23 protein-coding genes and 1 pseudogene are annotated in these 22,996 nt (G+C 74.4%); 7 read left to right on the top strand and 17 right to left on the bottom strand.

Translation table 11 applies throughout. The features are described 5' to 3' along the window. The first annotated feature begins 16 nt into the window (after positions 1-16). Both SM793_RS31755 and SM793_RS31750 read left to right on the top strand, forming a co-directional pair. Positions 17-1,270 (top strand): agmatine deiminase family protein, encoded by a 1,254-nt coding sequence (locus SM793_RS31755; RefSeq protein ID WP_320441776.1) that lies wholly within the window; start codon positions 17-19, stop codon positions 1,268-1,270. Next, entirely contained in the window at positions 1,267-2,151 is an 885-nt protein-coding gene (locus SM793_RS31750) for a DUF4436 family protein (RefSeq protein ID WP_320441775.1), read from the top strand. The genes SM793_RS31755 and SM793_RS31750 overlap by 4 nt, the downstream gene beginning before the upstream one ends. 13 nt (positions 2,152-2,164) lie before the next feature. Here SM793_RS31750 and SM793_RS31745 read toward each other — a convergent pair whose 3' ends face one another. Continuing rightward, positions 2,165-2,830 carry a TetR/AcrR family transcriptional regulator gene (locus tag SM793_RS31745; RefSeq protein WP_320441774.1) on the bottom strand — a complete coding sequence of 222 codons (666 nt, stop codon included), beginning with the start codon at positions 2,828-2,830 and terminating at the stop codon, positions 2,165-2,167. 133 nt (positions 2,831-2,963) lie between these two features. Here SM793_RS31745 and SM793_RS31740 point away from each other — a divergent pair, with 133 nt between their 5' ends. Further along, the gene (locus SM793_RS31740; RefSeq protein WP_320441773.1) at positions 2,964-4,205 is read left to right on the top strand and encodes an agmatine deiminase family protein; all 1,242 of its coding nucleotides are present in this window, start codon (positions 2,964-2,966) and stop codon (positions 4,203-4,205) included. A 92-nt stretch (positions 4,206-4,297) separates the two neighbouring features. Here SM793_RS31740 and SM793_RS31735 read toward each other — a convergent pair whose 3' ends face one another. The 6 genes from SM793_RS31735 to SM793_RS31710 form a co-directional block, all read right to left on the bottom strand. Then, complete coding sequence (locus tag SM793_RS31735; RefSeq protein ID WP_320441772.1) at positions 4,298-5,548, bottom strand: agmatine deiminase family protein; 1,251 nt, start codon at positions 5,546-5,548, stop codon at positions 4,298-4,300. A 67-nt stretch (positions 5,549-5,615) separates the two neighbouring features. Continuing rightward, complete coding sequence (locus SM793_RS31730) at positions 5,616-6,653, bottom strand: agmatine deiminase family protein (protein WP_320441771.1); 1,038 nt, start codon at positions 6,651-6,653, stop codon at positions 5,616-5,618. A 268-nt stretch (positions 6,654-6,921) separates the two neighbouring features. Next, positions 6,922-7,476 (bottom strand): TetR/AcrR family transcriptional regulator, encoded by a 555-nt coding sequence (locus SM793_RS31725; RefSeq protein WP_413816074.1) that lies wholly within the window; start codon positions 7,474-7,476, stop codon positions 6,922-6,924. 120 nt (positions 7,477-7,596) lie between these two features. Beyond that, a complete protein-coding gene (locus tag SM793_RS31720) occupies positions 7,597-9,231 on the bottom strand; it encodes an NAD(P)/FAD-dependent oxidoreductase (RefSeq protein WP_320441769.1) in 1,635 nt (544 codons plus the stop codon). Positions 9,232-9,311: 80 nt separating this feature from the next. Next, positions 9,312-9,887, bottom strand: a complete 576-nt coding sequence (locus tag SM793_RS31715) for a hypothetical protein (protein WP_320441768.1) — start codon at positions 9,885-9,887, stop codon at positions 9,312-9,314. A gap of 111 nt (positions 9,888-9,998) precedes the next feature. Beyond that, positions 9,999-10,847 (bottom strand): helix-turn-helix domain-containing protein, encoded by an 849-nt coding sequence (locus SM793_RS31710; RefSeq protein WP_320441767.1) that lies wholly within the window; start codon positions 10,845-10,847, stop codon positions 9,999-10,001. 100 nt (positions 10,848-10,947) lie between these two features. Here SM793_RS31710 and SM793_RS31705 point away from each other — a divergent pair, with 100 nt between their 5' ends. After that, positions 10,948-12,492: an amidase gene (locus SM793_RS31705; protein WP_320441766.1), complete on the top strand. Its 1,545-nt coding sequence runs from the start codon at positions 10,948-10,950 to the stop codon at positions 12,490-12,492. 43 nt (positions 12,493-12,535) lie between these two features. Then, the gene (locus tag SM793_RS31700; protein WP_320441765.1) at positions 12,536-12,874 is read left to right on the top strand and encodes a hypothetical protein; all 339 of its coding nucleotides are present in this window, start codon (positions 12,536-12,538) and stop codon (positions 12,872-12,874) included. 105 nt (positions 12,875-12,979) lie between these two features. On the opposite strand, the gene SM793_RS31695 is transcribed toward SM793_RS31700, so the two are convergent. Further along, positions 12,980-13,591, bottom strand: coding sequence for a TIGR03086 family metal-binding protein (locus SM793_RS31695; RefSeq protein WP_320441764.1), 612 nt, complete (start codon positions 13,589-13,591; stop codon positions 12,980-12,982). Between the two features lie 180 nt (positions 13,592-13,771). Here SM793_RS31695 and SM793_RS31690 point away from each other — a divergent pair, with 180 nt between their 5' ends. Beyond that, positions 13,772-15,052 carry a pyroglutamyl peptidase gene (locus SM793_RS31690; RefSeq protein WP_320441763.1) on the top strand — a complete coding sequence of 427 codons (1,281 nt, stop codon included), beginning with the start codon at positions 13,772-13,774 and terminating at the stop codon, positions 15,050-15,052. 60 nt (positions 15,053-15,112) lie between these two features. On the opposite strand, the gene SM793_RS31685 is transcribed toward SM793_RS31690, so the two are convergent. From SM793_RS31685 to SM793_RS31650, 8 genes and pseudogenes are all read right to left on the bottom strand, one after another. Beyond that, on the bottom strand, positions 15,113-16,045 hold the full coding sequence (locus SM793_RS31685; protein WP_320441787.1) for an iron-containing redox enzyme family protein: 933 nt from the start codon (positions 16,043-16,045) through the stop codon (positions 15,113-15,115). A 240-nt stretch (positions 16,046-16,285) separates the two neighbouring features. Further along, positions 16,286-16,420: pseudogene (locus tag SM793_RS31680) on the bottom strand (CDGSH iron-sulfur domain-containing protein); the annotation flags it as partial. 19 nt (positions 16,421-16,439) lie between these two features. Beyond that, positions 16,440-17,123, bottom strand: a complete 684-nt coding sequence (locus SM793_RS31675; RefSeq protein ID WP_320441762.1) for a HemK2/MTQ2 family protein methyltransferase — start codon at positions 17,121-17,123, stop codon at positions 16,440-16,442. Between the two features lie 465 nt (positions 17,124-17,588). Beyond that, positions 17,589-18,236, bottom strand: a complete 648-nt coding sequence (locus SM793_RS31670) for a cysteine hydrolase family protein (RefSeq protein ID WP_320441761.1) — start codon at positions 18,234-18,236, stop codon at positions 17,589-17,591. A gap of 75 nt (positions 18,237-18,311) precedes the next feature. Beyond that, the gene (locus tag SM793_RS31665; protein WP_320441760.1) at positions 18,312-19,304 is read right to left on the bottom strand and encodes a GlxA family transcriptional regulator; all 993 of its coding nucleotides are present in this window, start codon (positions 19,302-19,304) and stop codon (positions 18,312-18,314) included. An 84-nt stretch (positions 19,305-19,388) separates the two neighbouring features. Then, the gene (locus SM793_RS31660; protein ID WP_320441759.1) at positions 19,389-20,117 is read right to left on the bottom strand and encodes a rhomboid-like protein; all 729 of its coding nucleotides are present in this window, start codon (positions 20,115-20,117) and stop codon (positions 19,389-19,391) included. Between the two features lie 8 nt (positions 20,118-20,125). Further along, positions 20,126-20,569 carry a hypothetical protein gene (locus SM793_RS31655; protein WP_320441758.1) on the bottom strand — a complete coding sequence of 148 codons (444 nt, stop codon included), beginning with the start codon at positions 20,567-20,569 and terminating at the stop codon, positions 20,126-20,128. Positions 20,570-20,611: 42 nt separating this feature from the next. Then, positions 20,612-21,361 (bottom strand): DUF4291 domain-containing protein, encoded by a 750-nt coding sequence (locus SM793_RS31650; RefSeq protein WP_413816075.1) that lies wholly within the window; start codon positions 21,359-21,361, stop codon positions 20,612-20,614. 208 nt (positions 21,362-21,569) lie between these two features. Between SM793_RS31650 and SM793_RS31645 the strand changes: the two genes are divergently transcribed. Then, complete coding sequence (locus SM793_RS31645; protein ID WP_320441756.1) at positions 21,570-22,097, top strand: universal stress protein; 528 nt, start codon at positions 21,570-21,572, stop codon at positions 22,095-22,097. Between the two features lie 8 nt (positions 22,098-22,105). Here the strand turns inward: SM793_RS31645 and SM793_RS31640 are convergent. Continuing rightward, positions 22,106-22,996: IS110 family transposase (locus SM793_RS31640; RefSeq protein ID WP_320441755.1), on the bottom strand; the 891-nt coding region annotated here is incomplete at its 5' end.

Below are 22,996 nucleotides of genomic sequence, written 5' to 3'. Positions count from 1 at the left end.
ACCGGAACGAGGCCCCATGGCTCACCCGGCCCGCCCGGCTCACCCCGGGCCGTCCCGCCGTTCGCTGCTGCGCTCCGGGACGGTGCTCGCCGCACTGGCCCTGACCGGCGGCTGCTCCTCCGACAGCGGCGACGAGCAGCCGCCGAGCCCCGCCGGCACCGCCTCGTCCCCGGCGCCGTCCGCCGCCGGCAGCCCGGGCGCCACGGCCGCCCGCGCGATGCCGGCCGAGTCGGCCCCGCACACCCGCACCTTCATGGCCTGGCCGGCCCTGGAGGAGGTGTGGGGCGACCAACTGCCGGGCGTCCGGGAGGACATCGCCGGGCTGGCCCGCGTCATTGCCGGCTTCGAGCCGGTGGTGCTGCTCGCCCGCCCCGACCAGGCCGAGCAGGCCCGGCAGGCCTGCGGCTCCACCGTCGAGGTGCTGGAACTGATGGTCGACGACCTGTGGGCCCGCGACACCGGCCCGACCTTCGTCACCGGCCCGCAGGGGCTCGCCGGGATCGACCTCAACTTCAACGGCTGGGGCAACAAGCAGACCCACGCCAACGACAGCCAGGTCGCCCGCAACCTCCTCGACCACTACGGCATCCCGCGGATCCAGGCGCCGATCACCGGCGAGGGCGGCGGCATCGAGGTGGACGGCGAGGGCACCCTGATGGCCACCGAGAGCTCCTGGGTCAACCCCAACCGCAACCCCGGCAGGAGCCGCGACCAGGTCGAGGCGGCCTTCAAGGACCTGCTCGGCGTCAGCACCGTGCTGTGGTTCCAGGGCGTCGCCGGACAGGACATCACGGACTGCCACATCGACGCCCTTGCCCGCTTCGCCGAACCCGGTACCGTGGTCATCCACCGCCCCGGCCCGGACACCCCGCCCGACATCTGGACCACCGCCTCCGACCAGGCCCTCCAGGTCCTCGCCTCGGCGAAGGACGCCAGGGGCCGCACCCTCAAGGTGGTCGACCTCCCCGAGCCCGACCTCGACCTGATCCCCGGCGCCGGCAAGGACTTCCTCGCCACCTACCTCAACTACTACGTCTGCAACGGCGGCGTCATCGTGCCGCGCTTCGGCGACCGGGCCGCCGACGACCGGGCGGCAGGCATCATCGGCGACCTCCACCCCGGCCGGAAGGTCTCCCAGGTGTCCATCAACCACATCGCCTCCGGCGGCGGGGGCATCCACTGCGCCACCCAGCAGCAGCCCGCCGGCCCCAGTTCCGGCCCCGGCAGCGGCAGCGGCACCGCCCCCGCTCCCGGCTCCGGCCCGGCGTGAGCGGGCGCCGGCTGCGGGACCGCCGCTTCCTCCTCGTCCTGCTGATCCTCGCCGTGCTCTGCTCGGCCGGCATCGCCCTGTACTTCAACGAGCGCAACACCCGTCAGCAGACCCGGGAACTCTCCCTCCCCACCACCGGCGACTGGGTCGAACTCGACGTCACCTCCCAGGACATCGACCCCGCCGGCGGCGAGATGACGCTCTACGTGGTGCCCGTCCCGCACGGCACCCTGGCCCAGGATCCGGAGTCCGGCACCTTCGCCCGCCGGGTCGACATCACCGTCCGCGCCACGACCCGCACCGAACTGCGGGCCGAGCCGGGGGAGGCGGCGACACCCAAGCCGGTGTCGGCCAACCTCTACGGCGGCACCCCGACCGACTACCCCTTCGACCGCTACCGCTTCGAGGTGCTGTTCTCGGCCGCGGACGCCACCGGCGCCGTCCCCGTCGGGGTGGTGTTCGGCGACGCCGACCCGTTCTTCTTCGTCCGCCCGGCCGGCACCCCGTACGGGGCGGAGGGCACGGTGTTCGAGGGGCGGGTGACCAGGGCGCGGAGCACCTTCATCCTGGCCTGGTTCATGATCGCGGCGATGTGGGCGCTCGCGCTGGCGGTCCTGGCCGGGGCGGAGGTGCTCTACCGGGGTCGGCAGGGCATGGTGTGGCCCTCGCTGGGGTGGATGGCGGCGACCCTGTTCGCGCTGATCGGCATGCGCAACGCGGCACCCGGCGCGCCGCCGATCGGCTCGCTGATCGACTATGTGGCCTTCTTCTGTGCGGAGGGCATCATCGCGGCGTGCCTGGTGGTCACGGTCGTCTCGGGCAGCCGGGTCGAGCACCGGAAACGGGGCGACGCCGCCGAGCCGGCCGGGGCGGGTCCGTGAGGGACGGGGAGTCTCAGCGGTGCGGTCCGACCGTCGAGGCCAGGGCGTCCAGCAGGGTGCGCAGCACCCGCGCGGTGTCCACCGTGCCGTCCAGTGAGCCGATGGCGGCGATGCCGTCCACGGCGGCGGCGAAGGCCTCGCCGAGCGGGGCGGGGTCGGTGTCGCCGCCGCGTTCGTCCAGCAGGGCCCGGAACAGTCGGACGAAGCAGGACCGCCACCGCCCGTACTCGGCCTCCAGGGCGACCCGGACCCGCTCGTCGTTGAGGGCGAGCCAGTGCAGGGCGGCGTGCAGCCGGGCGAGGTCGGGGCTCTCGGGGCGGGTGAGCAGGGCCAGTACCCGTTCGGCCCGCTCGGCGTAGCCGCCCGGGCCGGCCACGGCCTCCTCCAGCGGGGCGATCCACTCGGGCCTGATGTCCGCGACCACGGCCACGATCAGGTCGGTGCGGTCGGCGAAGTGGTAGTGGCACATCCCGTGCGAGACCCCGGACAGCGCGGCCACGTTGCGGGTGGTGAAGCGGCCGGCCTCGCCGCCCGCGAGCAGGATCCGGGCCGCCGCGATCAGCCGGGCCCGGGTCTGCTCGCCCTTGGCGGAGGTCCGGGCGCGGCCTGCGCCGGTCGTCCGGGGGGCGGTCGCGTCCGGGGTGCCGGCCGGGTCCGTGCCCGTCGCCTGTGTCGCCATGGCGGTCACTGTAACGACTGCCGGGCCCCGGGGGAGGGGCCGAAGCTGCGCAAAGTATTGACCGAGCGCTTGGTCAGTTCTACCTTTTCGGTCAACTGCTCGACGAGCAGGGTGCCTTGACACGGAGGTAGTGATGGACGACCGCTCCAGATCCGGCAATACGACCGGCAGTACGACCGACAGCGCGGCGGACGGGACGACCGACCGGGCGACCGGGGGCAGCACGGCCGACGGCCTCGGCCGCCGCCGGTTCCTGGCCGTCGCGGGCCTGGCCGCCGCCGGCACCGCGCTCACCGCCGCGACCGGCGGGCCGGTCGCCGCAGCCGACCGCCGCGGCACCGGGGCGGACCGGGCCGCCTCGGCCGCCGCCGGCTTCCGGGTGCCGATCGACACCCTGCGCCACACCCGCACCTGGATGGCCTGGCCGGACAGCACCGGCATCTGGCGCGGCAAGCTCGGCGGCATCCAGTCGGACATCGCGCTGATCGCCAGGACGATCGCGAAGTACGAACCGGTGACCGTGTGCGCCAACCCGGCGAGTGTCGCCAAGGCCCGGTCGATGTGCGGTTCAGGGGTCACCGTGATCGGGGACATCCCGGTCGACGACTGCTGGATGCGGGACACCGGCCCCGTCTTCCGCACCGACGGCGCCGGCGGACTCGACACCGTCGGCCTCAACTTCAACGGCTGGGGCAACCGCCAGACCCACGCCAACGACGCGCTGGTCGCCGGGCGGGTCGCCGCCTACCTGGGCCTGCCGTTCACCGCCGCCGCGCTGGTCGCCGAGGGCGGCGCCGTGGAGGCCGACGGGGTCGGCACCCTGATGGCCACCCGCAGCAGCATCCTCAACTCCAACCGCAACCCCGGCAAGTCCCAGGCCCAGGTCGAGAGCGCGCTGTGCGCCGCCTTCGGCGCCTCCAAGGTGATCTGGTTCGCGGGCATCGCAGGCCAGGACATCACCGACGACCATGTGGACGCCACCTCCCGTTACCTCGGCGGTACCACGGGTGTGGTCCAGATGCCGCCGGCGGGCGACACCGACGCCTGGTCGGAGGACGCGCGCCAGCAGTACAGGATCCTGTCAGCCGCCACCAACGCCCAGGGGTCGCCGTACACGGTCAGCCAGATCCAGGGACCCGACTACAACCTCATCCGCTCCACCGACCCCAACTTCGTCGGCTCCTACGCCAACTACTACCTGTGCAACAACGCGGTGGTCTCCGCCCAGTTCGGCGACAGCCGGGCCGACAGCGCGGCCAGGGCCACCCTCGCCCGGCTGTTTCCGGGCCGCACCGTCGAGCAGCTCAACATCGACCGCCTCGGGGCGGGCGGCGGCGGGATCCACTGCGTCACCCAGCAGCAGCCCGCCGGGTGAACCGGCGGGGCCGGGTCCGGTGGGGCGGACCCGGCCCCGGAGGTACGGCCGGCCCCGGAGAGGACGTTGACCCAGGAGAGAGTGTCGGCCGGTCAGCCGATGGCGGGGATGTCGTGGGTGGCGCAGTGGATGCCGCCACCGCCGCCGGCGATCCCGTCGATCTTCACGGGGACGATCTCGCGGGTGGGGAAGTACTTCTTCATCACCTGCTGGGCGTGCTCGTCGGCCTTCCGGTCCCCGAACGCGGGCAGGTAGACGCCCTTGTTGCCGAGGTAGAAGTTCAGGTAGGAGGAGACGAAGGCGTCGCCGCGTCCGGTGATCCGGTCGGGGTCGGGCTGCTGGAGTTCCACCACCTCCAGCTTCCGGCCGCGCGCGTCCGTCGCGTTCCTGAGCACGGAGCGGGCCTGGTCGGCGGAGCGTGACCAGACGTCCGGCGGGGTGCCGGGGAAGGCCCGGTCGAGGAGGACGACGCCCGGTGCGGCGAAGCGGACCAGGCAGTCGACGTGGGCGTCGGTGATGTCCTTGCCCTTGACGCCGGCCAGCCAGACGACCTTGGTCACGCCGAGTGCCTTCTTGAGTTCGGCCTCGACCTGGTCGCGGCTCATGCCGGGGTTGCGGTTGTCGTTGACGACGGAGCTCTCGGTGATGAGGAGGGTGCCCTCGCCGTCGGTCTCGAAGGAGCCGCCTTCGGCGACCAGGCGGGTCTCGATCCGCTCGACGCCGTACTTGGCCAGCACGGTGCGGGCCACCTTGGCGTCGTTGGCGTGCTGCTGTTTGCGGCCCCAGCCGTTGAAGTTGAAGTCGACGCCCTTGACCCTGCCGCCCTCCTCGACGAACACCGGCACGGTGTCCCGCGCCCACAGGTCGTCGACGGTGACGGGGACGACCTCGACGGCCGCGCCGCAGGCCTGCTGGGCGGCGTCCTTCTGGTCGGGGCGGGCCATCAGGACGACCGGCTCGCGGGCCGCGATCGCCCGGGCCAGACCCGCGACGTCCCGGCGGACCTCTGCGAGCTGCTCGCCCCAGATGTTCTCCGAGGAGGGCCAGGACATCACTGTCCGCAGGTGCTTCTCCCACTCGGCGCCGAAGCGGCGGGCGCCGGGGGTGCCGGCGCTGGTGGGGGCGGCGGTGGCGGTCGGAGTGCCGGGCGCGGCGGTGGGCGTCTCGGCGGTGGGCGTCTCGGTCGGCGGTGCGGTGGGGGAGCCGGACGGCGGGAGGGCGCCGGTGCCGTCGGGGTCACTCGCGCCGGTGGGGTCGCAGGCGGTGAGGCCGAGGACGAGGGCGCCGACTCCGGCGCCGGCGAGGGAACGCACCACGGTGCGGCGGGACATGGCGTTGGTCATACGGATCCTCCGGCTGGGGGCGGGGACGGGGTCGGTGGGGGCAGGGCGTGCTGGTGGCGCCGGGGGACTACGGCAGGGGCTCGTGCATGGTCGAGCAGTGGATACCGCCGCCCCCGGCCATCAGGCGGTCGACATCGATCTGCACCACCGCCCGGCCGGGGTAGGCCGCCGCGAGCGCCTCCCGCGCGGCGGCGTCCTTGGACGCGTCGCCGAACTGGGCGGTGATGACGCCGCCGTTGACGACGTGGAAGTTGAGGTAGGAGTCGACGAACTTGGAGCTGCGGGAGCGGACGGTGTCCGGACCGTGCACGGGGATCACCTGGAGCCGGCGGCCCCGTGCGTCGGTCGCGGCGGAGAGGACGGCGAACTGCTCGCGGGCGTCCCTGGCCCAGACGTCGTCGCGGTCGGCGGGCGGCAGCTGGACCATCACCACACCGGGGCGGACGAAGCGCGAGGTGACGTCCACATGGTCGTCGGTGATGTCGTGGCCCTTGATGCCGGGCAGCCAGATCATGGTGTCCGCGCCGTAGGCGTCCAGGACGGCGTCCTCGATCTCGTCCCGGCTCATGCCCCGGTTGCGGTTCTTGTTGACCAGGCTGCTCTCGGTGGCCATCACCGTGCCGTCGCCGTCGGTCTCGATCGCGCCGCCCTCGCCGACGAAGTCCGCGTAGGTGTGGCGCAGGCCGCGCCGGGCGGCGAGGCGCTCGGCGACCAGGGCGTCGTCGTGGTGGACCTGTTTGTTCCCCCAGCCGTTGAAGTTGAGGACCACGGCGTCCAGGCCGCCGCGGCCGTCCAGGCGGAACACCGGCGCGGTGTCGCGCATCCACAGGTCGTCGGTCGGGATCGCGGTGATCACCTCCACCGCGGAGCCGCACCGGTCCCGGGCCTTTCCCGCCGTCCAGTCGTCGGGGGCGCACATCACCACCGGCTCGAACCCGGCGACGGTCCGCGCGATCAGGGCGATGTCCTCCTGGACGCCGCCCAGGCGAAGCCCCCACACGCCCCGGCGGGAGGGCCAGGACATCCAGGTCCGCGCGTGCGGGGCGTCGTCGGCCGGCACCCGGGGGAAGTCCTCGGCGGAGCGGTCGTGGTGGAAGCGGGTCATGGGGGGTCTTCTCCGATCGTGCGACGGTGCCGGGAGGGGCGCACGAGGCGGGCGCAAAGGGGGCCGTCGGGTCCACTCTTCGCGCCACTGCGCACCGGCGCACCGCGGGAACGGCCGACGGCTGCGCCCCGCCTGCCTTGCCAGCGTGGCACTGACTGAAATATCAGTCAAACTTCTCGGCGTGCCGTAACCCGGGGCACCGTCCCGCACGCGGAGCGTGGCGATCCGGGGTGTTCCGCGGTTCGGTCCGGCGCCGGGGGGGGGGGGCTCAGGGGCCGAGTCGGGCCACCTCGGTGTCGACCGCCTCGGTCAGCAGCGTCCGGGCGTGCGTCAGCGGAAGGCTCCCGCTGAGCCAGCGCATGCTCAGGCCCTCCAGCAGCGCGGTCAGCCGCTCGGCGGCTCCGGCCAGCGCGACCGCCGAGGACATCGGCTGCACCGCGCCGAGCAGTCCGGCGACCTCCTGCACCCAGATCCGGGTGGCCCGCGCCAGGTCCTCGCGCAGGGTCTCGTCGAACACCGCACTCGCCCGCAGCTCGCCCCAGGCGGTGCTGTTCTCCCGCACCTCGACGGTGTCCTGGAGCTCAAGCAGCAGCGTCTGCTCCAACTCCTCGCGCGCGGTCGGCGGCGGGGCGTCCGGGTCGCGCTCGGTCGTGTACCGCTCGGCCCGGTCGTTGATGAACTCCAGCGTCTGCCGGAGGATCCCGGTGCGGTCCTTGAAGTGGTAGTAGATCAGCGCGGTGGACACACCCGCCTCGGCCGCGAGCTCCTCCACCCGCAGTCCGCGCACCCCGCGCCGGGCGATCACTCGCGCGGCTGCTTCCATGATCGACGTTTTACGACTGGCCACGATCCACCACCTTACCCGGGCACCGGGCGGCGGTGCGCCCACCTGCTGAAAGTCCCGTCAGGCCACGGGTCACCGGGCAGCCGGGGAGCCCTTGGGCTACCGGGCCAGGTCTGCCAGGTCCTCCAGGGCGGCCCGCGCCGCGTTGTGTCCCGGGATGCCGCTGACGCCGCCGCCCCGGACGGCCCCCGCTCCGCAGAGCAGCACGTCCGGACGGGCCGTCGCCACGCCCCAGCGCGCGGCGGCCGTGCTTCCGCCCGCCGCCGCGCCCGCCGTCTCGCCTGCCGTCTCGCCCGCCCCGGGCTCCTCGGTGGCGAACGGGAAGGCCAGGTCGCGGTGGAAGATGTGGCCGCCTGGTAGACCGAGCTCCCGCTCCAGTTCCGGTGGCGTCCGCGCCTCGACGCAGGGCCGGCCATCGGCGTCCACCGCCAGGCAGTCGGCGATCGGCTCGGCCAGCACCGCGTCCAGCTGCGCCAGGCTCGCGGCCAGGGCGCGTTCCTTGGCCGCCGGGTCGCCGAACAGCCGGGCCGGCATGTGGAGGCCGAACAGGGTCAGCGTCTGGAGTCCCTGCCGCACGGCCTCCGGCCCGAGGATCGACGGATCGGTGAGGGTGTGGCAGTAGATCTCCGACGGCGGCGCCGAGGGCATCCGGCCGGCCGCCGCCTCCGCGTACGCCGTCTCCAACTGCCGGTAGCCCTCGGCGATGTGGAAGGTCCCGGCGAAGGCGTCGCGCGGGTCCGCGACCGGGTCGCGCAGCCGCGGCAGTCGGCGCAGCACCATGTTGACCTTCAACTGGGCGCCCTCGGGCGCGGGCTCCGGTGCGGTGCCGAGCAGCCGTGCCAGGGTCGCCGGCGCGGCGTTCACCAGAACCCGGCGCGCCGCCACGGTCGCCTCGCCGTCGGCGTGCCGGTACGATACCTCGGCGTCCCCGCGGCCGTCACCCGCGATCGCGGTGACCTCGTGCCCGGTCCGGATCTCCGCGCCGGCCGCCAGCGCGGCCCCGGCCAGCGCGTCCGTCACCGCGCCCATCCCGCCGACCGGGACGTCCCAGTCGCCCGTGCCGTTGCCGATCACGTGGTAGAGGAAGCAGCGGTTCTGCCGGAGCGCGGGGTCGTGGGCATGGGTGAACGTGCCGATCAGCGCGTCCGTCAGGACCACGCCGCGCACCAGGTCGTCCGCGAAGGCGCGCTCGACCGTCTCGCCCAGCGGCCGTTCGAACAGGGCCGTCCAGGCGGCCTCGTCCCCGATCCGCCGGCGCAGCTCGGCCCGTGACGGCAGTGGCTCGGTGAGCGTCGGGAACACCCGCTCGGCGACCCGCCCGGTCGTCCCGTAGAACTCCTGCCAGGCCCGCCACTCCCGGTCGGAGCCGGTCAGTGCCCGGAACGACTCCCGGGTCCGGCCCGCGTCGCCCGCGTCGACCAGCAGGCTGGTGGGCTTCCCGTCCCGGACGGTCGGGGTGTAGGAGGAGATCCGGCGGCGCCGCAGCTCCAGCCGCAGCCCGAGTTCCCGCACCACCTTCGCCGGCAGCAGGCTGACCAGGTAGGAGTACCGCGACAGCCTGGCGTCGACCCCCGGGAACGCGGACGCGGACACCGCCGCTCCGCCCGTCCGCGCCAGCCGTTCGAGTACCAGCACCCGGTAGCCGTCCCGCGCGAGGTACGCGGCGGCGACCAGCCCGTTGTGTCCGCCGCCGACGATCACGGCGTCGTACCGCGAGGACGCGTTGGTAGCCATGCGGTCACGGTACGCCACGGCCCTGCGGCTACGGAACGGCCGTGCACGGCCTGGCACGACCGTTCCGTAGCGGCAGGGCGTCACGGCGGCGAGCCGCCGTGCTCCGCTGCCGGGTCGGGCTCGGCGCGCTGCCAGGCCCGCGGCCAGTTGCCGGACGGCGGCGGCGGACCGGCGATCCCCAGGTCCTTCCGGGCGCAGAGGTAGAACCTGTCACGTGCGTGGCTCAGCCGCTCCTCGGCCCGCACCCAGCCGGCGGCGTCGGACCGCAGACCCCGGGCGTACAGCTCCAGGTTCCAGCACTCCTCGTGCCACGACCGCGCCGCTTCGACCGTCGCGGCGTCGCCGACCAGCAGCATCGACTCCCACTCGGTGGCCCGCTCGGACTCCGCGCGGGCGAGTTCGGCCAGCCCCTCGCCGATCTCCAGTGGATCCGCCACCCCGTCGAAGTTCCGGGCGGCGCCGAGGCGTTGGGCGATCCGGATCTGGGCCTTGAGGATCTTCCCGTAGCTCGCGTAGATCTGGAAGCGCCGGTCGTCCCAGCGTTCGGCGCGGCCACGGCGCCAGCGGCTGCGTTCGGTGAGGCTCGCCGCCGTGTACGAGCCGACCGAGCCGACGACGACGCCGACCAGGGCGGGCAGTTGGTCCCAGAACGTCACGCTTCCTCCCCCGAGCCACGGACGACCGCCGGGACCTCAGGGTGGCACGGAACCGGGCGGTGGGGGCGGGATTCCGGGCTCCGCCCCGGCCGCCCGGCCGCCCCGGCCGGCTCAGGGGCGGCCGTCGTCGGGTCGGGTGGTGGGCCAGGCCGTGGGGTCGACGGTCAGCCAGGGGGCGGTGGCGAGGGTGGTGGGGGTGGTGCCGGTGAAGGTCCGGATGTCGCGGTGGAGGTGGGACTGGTCGGTGTACCCGGTGTCGGCCGCGACCCGGGCGGCGCTGTGGCCGGCGGCGAGGCGGTGGGCGGCGTCGTCGAAGCGGACGAGCCGGGCCGCGTGCTTGGGGCCGAGCCCGGTCTGGGCGTGGAAGCGGGACCACAGCCGTTTGCGGCTCCAGCCGATCTCGGTGGCGATCCGCTCGATCCGCACCGCTCCCCGGTGGGTGACCAACTGGTCCCAGGCGAAGGCGACTTCGGGGTCGACCGGTCGGCCGTCCGCGTACCTGCGGACCAGCGCGGCCTCGGCGATCGCGAAGCGCTCGTCCCAGGAGGCGGCGGCGCGCAGGCGTTCCTCGGTCCGTACGGCGTCGCTTCCCCACAGCTGGTCGAGTCCGACCACCGTGCCGCCCAACTCCGAGGAGGCGCCCAGGATCCGGTGCGCGACCGGCGGGGCGAGCCGGAGCTGCAGGCAGGTGACGGCACTGCCGTGGCCGCGTACGCCGCCGGGCGCGAGCCCGACCACCACGCTGCCGTGCGCCCGGTGGCCGGTCGCGTCGTCGACGGCGAGCGGTGGGTCACCGAGGTCGAGGGCGACCGTGACGGCGGGGTACGGCACCACGTCCAGGTCGACCGGGGCGAGGGTGTGGAAGCCGGCCATGTCGACACCGCGGATACGGCAGGGGCGCGGGGGAGTAGCGATCTCCCACACCGGTGCGGGGGCGCGGGCCGGATCGACGGGGCGCATACCGCCAGGCTACGCGACATTCGTCCAAGACGCGGCGCGGGGGGCGGGGCGACTCTGGCGGTAGCGGGCCCACCGCCCCGTTCAAGGAGGACAGTTCGTGATGAACCCACTGATCGAAGCCGGCACCGTCTCCGCTCGCGGCACCGTCGCCGCCGGATCCACCACCCCCGCCGGCACCCACACCAAAACCCACGCCAAAACCCCCGCCAACACCCCCGCCACCGCCTACGGCTCCGCCGTCGAACTCGCCGCCGCCGTCCGCCGGAAGGAGGTGAGCCCGGTCGAGATCGCCGAGGACTGCCTCGCCCGCATCGACGCCCTCGATCCCGCGCTGAACGCCTTCTGCTTTCGGGACGACGACGCCGTCCGCGCGGCCGCCTCCGCCGCCGCCGACGCGGTCGTCCGGGCCGGTTCCACCGACCGGCTCCCGCCGTTCCACGGCGTCCCGCTGCCGATCAAGGACCTGCTGGACGTGGCCGGCTGGCCCACCAGCTACGGGTCCGCGGGCGCCGGTCGGGGGCCGGCGGAATCCTCGGAGCCGCTCGTCCGGCGGTTCCTCGCCGCAGGGTTCGTCCTGCTCGGCAAGACCACCACCTCGGAGTTCGGCAGCCTGCCGTTCACCGAGAACGAGGCGCTCGGGATCACGCGCAGCCCGTGGGACCAGGAGCGGACGCCGGGCGGCTCGTCGAGCGGCGCGGGCGTCGCCGTCGCCGCCGGGATGGCGCCTCTCGCCCACGCCGAGGACGGCGGCGGGTCGATCCGCATCCCCGCCTCCTGCACCGGCCTGGTCGGCCTCAAGCCGACCAGGGGTCGGGTGACCAACGGGACCGTCGTCGTCGAGGGGCTGGGCATCGGCGGCGTGGTCACCCGCACCGTGGCCGACACCGCGGCCGTGCTCGACGTGCTCGCCCGCCACGATCCGGCCGCCTGGTGGTCGCCCCCGGCCCCGGACCGCTCCTTCGCCGACGCGATGTGGACGGACCCGCCGGCCGGGCTGCGGATCGGCGTCCTGACCGACCCGCCGGTGGCCGGGGTCGCCGTGGACCCGGTCTGCGTGGCGGCCGTCGGGACCGTGCTGCGCACGCTCGAAGCGGCGGGCCACCACATCGTCGACACTCCGTTCCCGCTGCCGCCGACCGAGGAACTGGTCACGGAGTTCACCGCCATGTGGAACATCGCCGCCGCCGGGGTGCCGCTGGCCGACCCGGAGCGGATCGAGCCGCACAACCGGGCGCTGCGCGACGCGGCGCACGCGATCGACTCGTGGGCCTACGCGGAGGGGGTGCGGAGGGCCCAGCGGATGTCGCGGCGCATCGTCGAGGGCTTCGTCGCCGGGTTCGACCTGCTGGTGACGCCCACCATGGCCTGCCTGCCGCCGCGCATCGGCGCCTGGCGGACCGGTACCGCCGGGGATCCGCTGGCGGCGCTGCGGAACAGCTATCCGATGGCGGTGTTCACCTCCCTGTTCAACGTGACCGGCCAGCCGGCCGTCTCGCTGCCGGTCCACCACGACGAGGCGACCGGCCTGCCGGTCGGGGTCCAACTCGTCGCGGCACCGTGGCGCGAGGACCTGCTGCTCCAGGTGTCCCGCACGCTGGAACTCGCCCACCCCTGGGCCGACCGCCGGCCGCCCGGACTGGGCTGATCCCGCCCACCCGGTCCGCCGGAGGCCCGTGGATACTGACCGGATGCGCACGTATCCGACCGCCGCCGTCGTGGTGAACCTGCTGCTCGGCCTGCCGGCGGTGGTGCCGATCTGGCTGCTCTGGTACTTCGCTGTCAACTGGCCGCTCGCGGCACTCGGTTGGACCCAGGGCGAACCGACGGAGAACGACGGGATGCTGCCGTGGTTCATCCTCGCCGTGCCGGTGCTGTCGGTGTTCTCGGGCATCTGGTGGCTGGCCAACCACCTGCTGCGCCGCCCCCGGCACCGGCACACGGAACCGGCCCCCGCCGGGGCGTACTGGACGACCGGCGCACTGCTGACCCTGGTGCCCACGGGCGTGCTCATCGCCGTCGTCCGGTAGCGGTAGCGGGGGCGCCGCAGCGGAGGCGCCGCAGCGGGGCCGGGGGACGGCGCGCATGGGAGGGGCCCGCCCGCCCGGGCCCTGGGCGAGGAGCTCTCCCCGGCCTCAGATGCGGTCCGCCGACCACGCCGGGTCGCGGCCGGTGAGGGCCAGGAGCTGGTCCTCGGCGTCCGCGCCCGGCGGCGCGGCGACCGGTGGGTCGAAGCGGCCGGTGCCGGCCAGGTCGCGGTAGCCGTGGAACTCCGTGAGCGCGTAGCGCGCGGAGCCCCGGGGCATCCGGCCGTGCTCGCCGAGGGCCCGGGAGAGGTCCCAGCCGTGGACGACGGTCTCGGCGATCAGCTCGCGGGCGTAGCCGCCGGCGTCCCGTACGCCGTAGCCGAGGTGGACCAGCAGGTCGGGGGCGCCGGGCCGGTCGAGTGCGCGTTGTGCGCTGCGGACGGCCATGGCCCAGACGCCCAGCGGGTTGCGGCCGAGGACGTCGCCCTCGAAGCGGTGGCCGATCTGGGCCGGGGTGTAGCCGGCGATCGCCTGGCACACCCAGAGGTGTTGGGCGGTGAGGTGGTTCACCAGTGTGCGCACGTCCCAGCCGCGGCACGGGGTGGGTGCGGTCCAGAGGTCCTCGGGCGCGGAGCGCAGCAGCCGGGCCACTTCGGCGCCGGTGGCCGCGTAGTGCTCGCGGACCTCGGTGTGGAATCCGGGAGGGTGGGGACACTCCATCGCCGGGCCTCCGTTTCTGCCCTGCTCACTCCCAGTAAACCGCTACGGGGCGTGACTCGCCAGGGGGCGGGGACCGCTCCGACTGTGGCTCTCCGGAGGCCCTTTCGGGGCGCGGTCACTGTGCGTGGGCGTGGTTCGGCGCTCTGGTGGAGTCGGAACACCATCTGTAATGTCCGCGTCATGACGACCGTTCGGCGCCGGGCCGCGCTCACCGCGACCCTCATCGGCGCTCTCGCCGCCTCGATCCTCCCCACCGCCGCCACCGCCCACGCCACCGCCCGCGCGGCCGGCCCCGGCTGCCGGACCGTCGAGTCCGCGCCGCTCGACCGGGAACAGGCCCGCACCGCGGACCCGCGGACCGCCGCGCTGACCGAGCGCGGGGGCTTCGGCGACTTCGTCGCCCGGTTCCCCGCCGCGCTGTGCGGCGCCCGCAACGCCGACGAGGCCGGTCGGCTCCTCGACGCCTGGGGCGGGGCGCTCTGGCGGGCCGGCGTGGACCGCGCCCAGGGCCGCCGCCCCGGCGGCGACCTGCCGACCACCGACGACCGGCCGCTCTACTGGACCAGGGTCGCCATGACCGTCCGGCTCGCACGCTGGCAGCCGGGCTTCACCGCCGACCCGGCCGCGCTGCGGCAGCGCTTCGAGGACGCCTCGCGCGGACTGGCCGACAGCGGGTTCAGCGGCCGCCCGGGCGTGCGGCGGATCTTCATCAGCGGCTTCGACCCCTTCGGCCTGGACGCCGAGCCGCGCCGCGCCAACCCCTCCGGCTCGGCGGCCCTGCAACTCGCCGGCCGCCGGATCACCCTGGCCGACGGCACCCCGGCCGAGGTCCGCGCGGTGCTCTTCCCGGTCCGCTACGGCGACTTCGACCTCGGCACGGTCGAGCGCGCCTACGCCCCGCGGCTCGCCCCCGGCCCCCGCGCCGCGGACCTCATCACCACCATCAGCCAGGGCTACCCCGGACTGTTCACCCTGGAAGCCTGGGCCGGCCGCTCCCGCTCCGCCGACCCCTACCCCGACAACATCGGCGCGCTCTCCGGCGGCACCCGGGACCACCCCGTCACCGCCCCGGGGCTCGGCCCGGGCGCCGAGTTCATCGCCACCAGCCTGCCCACCGGCCCGATGACCGCCGTTCAGCAGCCCTACCCGGTGCTGCTGAACACCACCGTCACCGAGATCCCGGCCGGCGGCACCGCCCCGGTCGACCGGGAGGACGGCCCGACTCCCGGCTCGCGGGCGGTCGCCGGCGGCGGCGGGGGCTACCTCTCCAACGAGGTCGCCTACCGCACCAACCGGCTGCGCCTGGAACTCGCCCCGCAACTGCCCGGCGGCCACCTGCACACCCCCGTGCTGACCGGCCTTCCGGAGCAGCCGGAGCTGCTGACCGGGCCGGCCTTCGAGCAGAACGAGGCCGCGATCACCGGCGAGGTCCTCGACATCCTGCGGCACACCTCGGGCTGACCCGGCGGCGGGCGGCGGTCGGCGGGCGGCGGCCGGAGCGCTGCCCGCCGCCCGCCGTCGTCAGGTGGGCCGGAGAGCCGAGCGCCCGTGCCGCCAGGTGTCCAGCAGGCGGGCCGCCAGCCGGTCCTCCAGGAACACGGTGGCGTCCGCGCCGAACGCCACGTCCGCTTCCAGGTGCGGCTCGTCGGCGAGCAGTCCGCCGACGACCTCACGGCGCACGACCTGTTCGTGGACGGCGTCCGCCTCGACGTGCTCGGTGTAGAACCGCTCGGCGGCCCCGCCGGCGCCGGTGCGTCGCATCGCCGCGGCCAGCCGGCGCGAGCCGGGCGAGGAGGTGACCTCGACGCAGGCGAAATGGCCGACCAGGGCGCCGCGCAGCGCCCGGTGCAGGCCGAACAGCGTCATCAGGTTGACGGTGGCGAGCACGTCGGCCGGTGCGGCCGGCAGGTAGTGGCCGTAGGCGGTGTCCAGGTCCAGGTCGGCCATCAGGTCGGCGAAGAGCCGGGCATGGACGCGCTCCGCCCGCCCGGCGCCGAACTCGTCGTACTCGATAGCCACCATCGCGGCCTTGGCCCGGCCGCGCAGCCGGGGGATGACCCAGGCGTGCGGGTCGGCCTCCTTCAGGTGGTACAGCGATCGCAGCATCGCGTACTCCCGCAGCTGCCACAGCTCGCCCTCGTGCTCCAGGTGGTAGGAGACGCTGCCGCGGTGGTCCGGGGACTCGACGAGCAGTTCGCCGAACGTCTCGTCGGTGCTGCGGCCGGCCGGGACGTCGGCGCGCAGCGCGGTGAGGAAGCGGTCCTCCAGGGCCCGGCGCAGCGGCATCAGCGCCGGGTCCCACTCGCGGTCCCCGGCCACTCCCGCGAAACCGCGGTAGTGCAGTTCGTAGAGCAGGTAGAGGGCCAGTTGCAGGTCCTCGCCGTAGGGATCCGCCGCCGCCGCGTCCTGCGGGTCCGGCGCGGGTGCCCCCGGGGTGGTGAGCGCGGCCAGCAGACCGGCCGAGACGGCTCCGCGCGGCGGGGGCAGGGCCGGCTCGGCGAGGCGCCGGTCGGTGGCAGGACCGGTGGCAGCGTCGTCGGTGGCACGGTCGTTGGTGGCAGGGTGGTCGGTGGCAGGGTCGGTGGCGGTGGTCTTCACGTCTCCCCTTCGCTCCGCTGGTCCCGCCGCTGCTCGCCGTCCGGCGCGTCCTGCGCGTTCGGCGGCGGGCTTGCGGCCGTGTGCGCGGTGGCTGGTGTCGCACCACGGGTAGGCACGGCTGCGGCGGCAGGTGCACACGGCGACGGCGAACCGGTCGGAGGCGGTGACCGAGCCGTCGTCGGCGACGACTTCCACCGGTCCTTCGATCAGTACCGGGCCGTCGCGGTCCACCGAGAGCCGCCTGGGGCGGTCAGCTGCGTTCGGCACGGACCACCACCAGTTCCTCCCGGTCCTCGTCCGCGCCGATCAGCCCTTGGGCCCTCAGCCACGGCAGCCGGGCGGTGAGGACCGGCCCGAAGGGGACGTGGATGCGCTCGGTGACCGAGCAGCTGAGCCCGGCACTGGTCAATCGGCGCAGGGTCGCGTCGGTGCCGCACAGGCCGGAGTGCACCATCAGCAGCACGCCGTGCGGTTTGAGCAGGGACGGGGCACGTACACAGATCCGGTCGACGAGGTAGCGGCCGTCGTGGCCGGCGTCCCACGCCCGGGCCCGGCCCGTGCGCGGGGGCAGCGCGGCTCGGGCGGGCATGTAGGGCGGGTTGGCCACCACGGTGTCGAAGGTCCGGCCGTGCCCGGGCACCGAGAGGTCGCCGTGCAGGACCTGGATCCGCTGCCGGGCCCGGGCGGCGTTGAGCCGGGCGGTCAGCACCGCGCGCCAGGAGATGTCGGTGGCACAGACCCGCGCGCCCATCCGGGCGGCGAGCACGGCGATCGCGCCGCTGCCGGTGCACAGGTCGAGGAGATCCGTGCCCGGGGCGACCCCTTCGGCCTTGAGTGCCCTGGCCAGCAGAAAAGTGTCCTCCTGGGGCGCGTACACCCCGGGCAGCGTCCATACAGGTCCCAGGTCGGTCGGTCGCAGAACAGTGGTTGTCATCGGATGCCTTTCGAGGATGAGTGCGATCAGCGGCGCAGCCGTCCTGCCGGGCGGGACCCGCTCGGCCCCGCCGTCACCGCGCCCGCCGCCCGCCGCGACGGCGGCGACGGCAACGGCGATCACGACGCGTCTGCCCGCTGTCGTCGATCCCACCCGTTCCCTGTCACCGTCCGATGTCTGGACCTGTGTGGCGCCCTGGGTCGTGGCCGGCGCTGACGCCGGCGGCATCCGTGTCGGCAAGCGACAACTGGACAGCCGGCCCGGAGCGGCTCGACCCACCGCACCTGCCGGGCCCGCGCGCCGAACGGCCTCCAAGGTCGTTCGGCGCGCGTGTTGCCGCGGTAGGCCGTCCCGGAATCCGTGAACCCGCGCCCGTCGACCAGGGTCGGCCCCGGGGCGCGGTCGAGCACATGGGGCCGGGAGCCGGGACCCGCGAACTCGGGCTCCGGGAGGGTGCCCGGGGGGTCAGGAGGGCAGGGCCGCCGGGGTGGGGGCGACCAGGCCGAAGAGGTCGGTGATGGTGGTGAGGGCGGCGGACTGGAGGGTGCCGGCGGGGACGAGGGTGCCGTCGGGTGCGGCGAGGGGGCGGGTGGCGGTGGTGGAGGCGACGACGGTGGGGCGGTAGCCGAGGCGGAAGGCGCCCTGGGCGGTGAAGGTGACGCACATGTGCGTCATGAAGCCGGCCAGGACGAGGTCCTTCCCGCTTTCCGGGGCGAAGCCGAGGGCGGTGAGGGCCGCGGTGAGTCCGGTGGCGTGGAAGGCGTCGGGGAAGGTCTTGACGAGGACGGGTTCGCCGGTGAGGGGCGCGACCTCGGGGCTGATGGCGCCGATGTCGGCGCGGATGTCGTACGGGGTTCCCGGACCCCCGTCGTTGACGATGTGGATCACCGGGGTGTCCGCCGCGCGGGCGCGCCGCAGGAGGTCGGCGGCGGAGGCGAGGGCCTCCTCGGCGCCGTCCAGGGCCATCACGCCGCTGCGGTAGGTGTTCTGGAAATCGATCATGAGGAGGACGGAGTCGGCCAGCCGGGGCAGCCGGTCGTCCAGGCCGATCACGGTGCGCAGGGGGGTGGCCGGGGTGGCGTGCGTGGTCACAAGGGTGCCTTTCCAGGACATTTCTGGTGTTTCAGGGCATGGGAGGGCGTGGGAGGGCGTGGAAGGGGAAGGCAGGGCCGACAGGAAGGGCAGGTCTCAGGCGGCCGGGGTGCGGAAGCGGCGGCGGTAGGCGGCCGGGGTGGTGGCGAGCCGGCGGCGGAAGGCGCGGTGGAGGGTCTCCGCGGAGCCGAGTCCGGCTGCCGCCGCGACCTGGTCGAGCGGCCGGTCGGTGGTCTCCAGCAGGCGCCGGGCCGCCTCCACCCGGGCCGCCTCGACGTAGCCGGCCGGGCCGGTGCCGGTCTCCTGGGTGAAGACGCGGGCGAAGTGCCGCTCGCTGAGGCACATCCGGGCGGCCAGGGCGGCGGTGGAGAGGTCGCCGTCGAGGTGTTCGGCGATCCACCGCAGTAGCTCGTCGATGTCGCGCCGCTCGGTGGCCGGGTGGCTCAGCGGGACGGAGAACTGGCTCTGCCCGCCCTGTCGCTTGAGGTACATCACCAGTTGCCGGGCCACCGCCAGCGCGGTCCGTTCGCCCTGGTCCTCGGCGACCAGGGCGAGGGCGAGGTCCAGGCAGGCGCTGATACCGGCCCCGGTCCACAGCCTGCCCCGGTCGGTGCGGACGAAGATCGGGTCGGGGTCGACCGTCACCTCGGGATGGTCGGCGGCGAGCTGCGCGGCGGTGGACCAGTGGGTGGTCGCCGTCCGCCCGTCCAGCAGGCCGGCGGCCGCCAGGACGTGGGCGCCCACGCACACCGAGGCCACCCGGCGGGCGTGCGGCGCGGTCTCGCGCACCCAGTCGACGACGGTGGTGTCGACCTTGGCCACCGGCCCGTGGGCGGTCAGCTCGACCGCGCCCGGCACCAGCAGGGTGTCCACGTCCGCGCCGACCTCGGCGAAGGAGAGGTCGGCGAGCAGCCGCACCCCCGCCGAGGTCCGGACGGCGCCGCCGACCGGACCGGCGAGCCGGACCCGGTAGCCCGCCCGGCCACCGGTCTCCCGGTTGGCCAGCGCGAACACCTCGGCCGGGCCGGTGACGTCGAGGAGGTCGACATCGGGGAAGACCGCGATGACGACCCGGTGCGGAGTGGGCATGGGTCCATCCTCGGCCTGGCGCCGGACGGCGGCAATGACGATTCCCTGTCACATCCGGACACCGGATGGCGGGAAGGGCGGTTTCTAGCTGGACGGGAGCCGCGCGGGGCGGGCGTCCGGGTCGGTGGTCCCGGGCCCGGGTCGGGGTGCGGAGGGGGGTGCGGAGGGGGAGCGGCGGCGCAGGGGCGGGAGGCCGAAGCGATGGGCGGCGGCGAGGGCGAGGCCCGCGAGCAGCGAGGCGAGGTGGCCGACGGCGGCGGTCTCGCCGTCGGGGAGGCCGGCCAGCAGTGCGGGGGCCGCCACCGCCAGCATCAGCAGCCAGAGCGCCCGCGACCACGCCGGGCGGGCCCGGGTGGCGGCCAGCGTCAGGGCGGTGACGACGACGTAGGACGGGCCGGTGTCCATCGCGTGCGCGGCCTCGGCCGGCAGTGAGCCGTGCTCGATCCGCCAGCGCACCAGGCCCTCGGTGAGGGCGGTCGCCGCGACGTGGACGAGGGCCACGGAGGCCACCGCCCGTCGGGCGCCGAGCGCCCCGACCACCGCGAACAGGGACAGCGCGAACACCGGCCAGACCCAGACGGTGTCCTGCGGCACGAAGACCGAGACGGTCAGCGATTCGATCGGATGACCGTCGGGCCACGGGCGCAGATTGCCGAGGTCGGTGGACGCCCAGGTGCGCAGCGCGTGCACCCGTTCGGGCGGCAGCAGCCGCAGCACCGGCCACATCGCGGTCAGCGCGGCCACGTACCAGAACGCCGGATTGCGTGGCAGACGCCGTATCCAGGGGCCGGGCGGGGGGAGCTTCGTCGCCATGCCGGGCCCTATCGGCGGCGACGGGGGAACGTCGACCCGCCCGCGAAGGACCCGCCCGCGAAGGACCCGCCCGCGAAGGACCCGCCCGCGAAGGACCCGCCCGCGAAGGACCCGCCCGCGAACGCCGCTCCCGCGGCGAGCGCGACCGTGCCCGCCACCATCAGGCCCCGCCGGGAGCGCCAGGACAGGACCGACCACCGCGAGTTCGCGGAGAGCAGCGAGCCGACGCTCAGCCACGAGCCGATGGACAGCGCGGAGGCCGCCGAACCGGCCGAGCCGATCGATAGGAAGCTGCCGACGGAGCCGACCGACAGCACCGAGCCGACCGAGCCGATGGACAGCACCGACCCCACCGAGCCGATGGACAGGACGGAGTCCCCGGACGGCAGCGCCCACCCGTGCGAGAACACCGTCACCGGTGAGGATGACGAGGAATCACTACGCTTGCTCATCCGCTGATCGTATGCCGCCGCCATGTCGCCCGGTCGCCGCCCTCACCCGCCCGGCCCCTCGGTCGTCGCCTCGCCAGTCCCCTCGCCAGTCCCCTCGTCCGTCCCCTCGTCCGTCCCCGAGCCTCGGCCGCCCAGGTGGGGCGGCAGGCCGCCGGCCACCGGGTAGGGCCGCTCGTCGGGCAGCAACCGGCGGGCCGCCTCCGGCTCGCCGTCCCGCAGGTGTCCGTGGATCCGCCGCGCGAGCGGGGTGAGGTCGGTGATCGACACCGTCCATTCGTCGGCGTAGCGCCGCGCGGCCTCGCCGCTCAGGCCCAGTTGCAATGAGCGGTAGGGCAGCGGCCGCAGATGCAGGTCGCGCTCCGGGTCCCACTGGACCCGGGCGGGGGAGCGCTTCAGCAGCCGCTGCCAGGCCGCCCGGTCCGGGTGGAGGTCGCGCTCGTAGTGGGAGAGGCAGGCGTGCCGCAGCGCCCAGTCGAAGCCGGCCCGGTCGATCTCGACGGCGAGCACGGTCTCCTGCCCCTCCTTGGTGGCCCAGCCGCAGCGGTACATCATCCAGAGGAAGGAGGGCTTGATCCAGGTCATCCGGTCGCGCTTCCAGTGGGCCGGGAACCGGCCGTCCCGGGCGGCCGGCAGGCCGATCCCGGGGGAGTACGCCTGGTACACGGTCACGGTGGCGGCGGTGTGGACGGCGCGGATCCGGTGCTTCGGCTCGGTGGCGGCGGGTTCGGTTGCGGCCGGTTCGCTGGCGGCTGGTTCGGGGACGGGCTCGGTGGCGGCCGGTTCGGGGGTCATCGGCTCGGAGGTGTTCGACAGTGGCACGTCGATCAGGGTGGCGAGGGCCGTGGTCCGGCCGCCAGTGAATTACCGGGGGCGGAGGCGTCCCACGTCTGCATGATGCAAGGCCGTATACAGTGAAAGCCTTCGATTTGCAGGCTGTGATCCCCTGTGGAACCATAATCGCCAAGCAATGGGACGATCGAACACCGGAAAGTGAAGGATCATGTCGGACGGCGCGCGCGTCATCGTCGGAGTCAGTGGCTCGCTCGGGAGCCTGACCGCCCTGCACCGGGCGGTGGGCGAGGCGCGTGACCGGGGTGCGGTGCTGGTGCCGGTGCTGGCGTGGACGCCGGCGGGCGGGGAGCACAACTACCGGCTGCGGCCCTGCCCGCCACTGCTGCGGGCCTGGGAGGACATGGCCGCCGCCCGGCTGGAACGGGCGCTGGACGAGGCGTTCGGGGGGCGGCCGGCCGGGGTCCGGACCGAGCCGCAGGTGGTTCGCGGTCCGGCCGGGCCGGTGCTGACCGGGCTGGCCGACCGGCCGGGGGACCTGCTGGTGGTGGGCGCGGGCCGGCACGGCGCGGTTCGCGGCGCGGTGCGGCGGATGCTCGGGGGCGGCTCGGTGGGCCACCACTGCCTCACCCACGCCCGCTGCACCGTTCTCGCCGTGCCGCCGTCGGACCTCCAGGACGACCTCCGCGCGCTGCGCCGAGGCGTCGACCTGCGCGAACTCGCGGCCCTCGCTTCCTAATGTCGTTGTCAAGCCGTCGCGGTCACTGGGGGTGTGACGTGATAGCACCGTCGGTCACGGATCAGGGCCCATAGGACGTTGACCCGTCGACGGGCCAGGGCCATCACGGCCTGGACGTGCCGCTTGCCCTCCGCGCGCTTTCGGTCGTAGAAGGCCCGCGAGTTCGGGTCGCAGCGGATGCTCGCCAACGCCGAGGTGTAGAAGACGCGTTGGAGCCTGCGGTGATAGACGGTCGGCCGGTGCAGGTTGCCGCTGACCTTGCCCGAGTCACGGGGCGCGGGGGCAACGCCGGCGAAAGCCGCCAGAGCGTCCGGGGAGGGGAAGCCGTCCAGGCTGCCGCCGATCCCGGCCAGGAACTCGGCGCCGAGCACGGTGCCGATGCCCGGGACGCTCTCGACTATCGCGGCGAGTTCGTGCTCGCGAAACCGGCCCTCGATGAGCTTGTCGATCTCGGCGATGTGCTCGTTGAGGGTCATCACCTCCCCGGCCAGTGTGCGGACCAGCTTGGCGATCGTCTTCTCCCCGGGGACGGACGTGTGCTGGCGCTCGGCGGCCTCAACTGCCGCTTCGGCGAGAGCTCTTGCGTTGCGGACCTTGCGGTTGGCCAGCCACTTCGCCAGCCGGGCGGTGCCGGTGCGTCGGATCGCCGCCGGGGTCTGGTAGCCACTCAGAAGGACCAGCGGGCCGACGTTGGTCATCTCCAGGGCCCGCTCCAGGGCCGGGAACATGCTCAGCAGGGTGCCGCGCAGGCGGTTGACGGACCGGGGGCGGTCCTCGACCAGGTCGGCCCGGCGGCCGGTCAGCAGCTTGAGCTCGATCGCGGCCTCGTCACCGGGACGGATCGGCTGCAGGTCGCGGCGCATTCGGGCCTGGTCGGCGATCACGAAGGCGTCGCGGGT

The organism is Kitasatospora purpeofusca (genome assembly GCF_034043715.1).
GTDB classification, from domain to species: domain Bacteria; phylum Actinomycetota; class Actinomycetes; order Streptomycetales; family Streptomycetaceae; genus Kitasatospora; species Kitasatospora purpeofusca_A.
This window is presented reverse-complemented; position numbering and strand designations above follow the sequence as displayed.

What these genes read in the sequence shown, in the direction of transcription:
- SM793_RS31705 (WP_320441766.1), top strand. Translation starts at nt 10,948, where the DNA reads ATGAACCCACTGATCGAAGCCGGCACCGTCTCCGCTCGCGGCACCGTC.
- SM793_RS31735 (WP_320441772.1), bottom strand. Translation starts at nt 5,548, where the DNA reads ATGACCAACGCCATGTCCCGCCGCACCGTGGTGCGTTCCCTCGCCGGC.
- SM793_RS31725 (WP_413816074.1), bottom strand. Translation starts at nt 7,476, where the DNA reads ATGGAAGCAGCCGCGCGAGTGATCGCCCGGCGCGGGGTGCGCGGACTG.
- SM793_RS31665 (WP_320441760.1), bottom strand. Translation starts at nt 19,304, where the DNA reads ATGCCCACTCCGCACCGGGTCGTCATCGCGGTCTTCCCCGATGTCGAC.
- SM793_RS31710 (WP_320441767.1), bottom strand. Translation starts at nt 10,847, where the DNA reads ATGCGCCCCGTCGATCCGGCCCGCGCCCCCGCACCGGTGTGGGAGATC.
- SM793_RS31695 (WP_320441764.1), bottom strand. Translation starts at nt 13,591, where the DNA reads ATGGAGTGTCCCCACCCTCCCGGATTCCACACCGAGGTCCGCGAGCAC.
- SM793_RS31730 (WP_320441771.1), bottom strand. Translation starts at nt 6,653, where the DNA reads ATGACCCGCTTCCACCACGACCGCTCCGCCGAGGACTTCCCCCGGGTG.
- SM793_RS31645 (WP_320441756.1), top strand. Translation starts at nt 21,570, where the DNA reads ATGTCGGACGGCGCGCGCGTCATCGTCGGAGTCAGTGGCTCGCTCGGG.
- SM793_RS31675 (WP_320441762.1), bottom strand. Translation starts at nt 17,123, where the DNA reads ATGACAACCACTGTTCTGCGACCGACCGACCTGGGACCTGTATGGACG.
- SM793_RS31650 (WP_413816075.1), bottom strand. Translation starts at nt 21,361, where the DNA reads ATGACCCCCGAACCGGCCGCCACCGAGCCCGTCCCCGAACCAGCCGCC.
- SM793_RS31720 (WP_320441769.1), bottom strand. Translation starts at nt 9,231, where the DNA reads ATGGCTACCAACGCGTCCTCGCGGTACGACGCCGTGATCGTCGGCGGC.
- SM793_RS31670 (WP_320441761.1), bottom strand. Translation starts at nt 18,236, where the DNA reads ATGTCCTGGAAAGGCACCCTTGTGACCACGCACGCCACCCCGGCCACC.
- SM793_RS31690 (WP_320441763.1), top strand. Translation starts at nt 13,772, where the DNA reads ATGACGACCGTTCGGCGCCGGGCCGCGCTCACCGCGACCCTCATCGGC.
- SM793_RS31700 (WP_320441765.1), top strand. Translation starts at nt 12,536, where the DNA reads ATGCGCACGTATCCGACCGCCGCCGTCGTGGTGAACCTGCTGCTCGGC.
- SM793_RS31745 (WP_320441774.1), bottom strand. Translation starts at nt 2,830, where the DNA reads ATGGCGACACAGGCGACGGGCACGGACCCGGCCGGCACCCCGGACGCG.
- SM793_RS31660 (WP_320441759.1), bottom strand. Translation starts at nt 20,117, where the DNA reads ATGGCGACGAAGCTCCCCCCGCCCGGCCCCTGGATACGGCGTCTGCCA.
- SM793_RS31655 (WP_320441758.1), bottom strand. Translation starts at nt 20,569, where the DNA reads ATGAGCAAGCGTAGTGATTCCTCGTCATCCTCACCGGTGACGGTGTTC.
- SM793_RS31755 (WP_320441776.1), top strand. Translation starts at nt 17, where the DNA reads ATGGCTCACCCGGCCCGCCCGGCTCACCCCGGGCCGTCCCGCCGTTCG.
- SM793_RS31740 (WP_320441773.1), top strand. Translation starts at nt 2,964, where the DNA reads ATGGACGACCGCTCCAGATCCGGCAATACGACCGGCAGTACGACCGAC.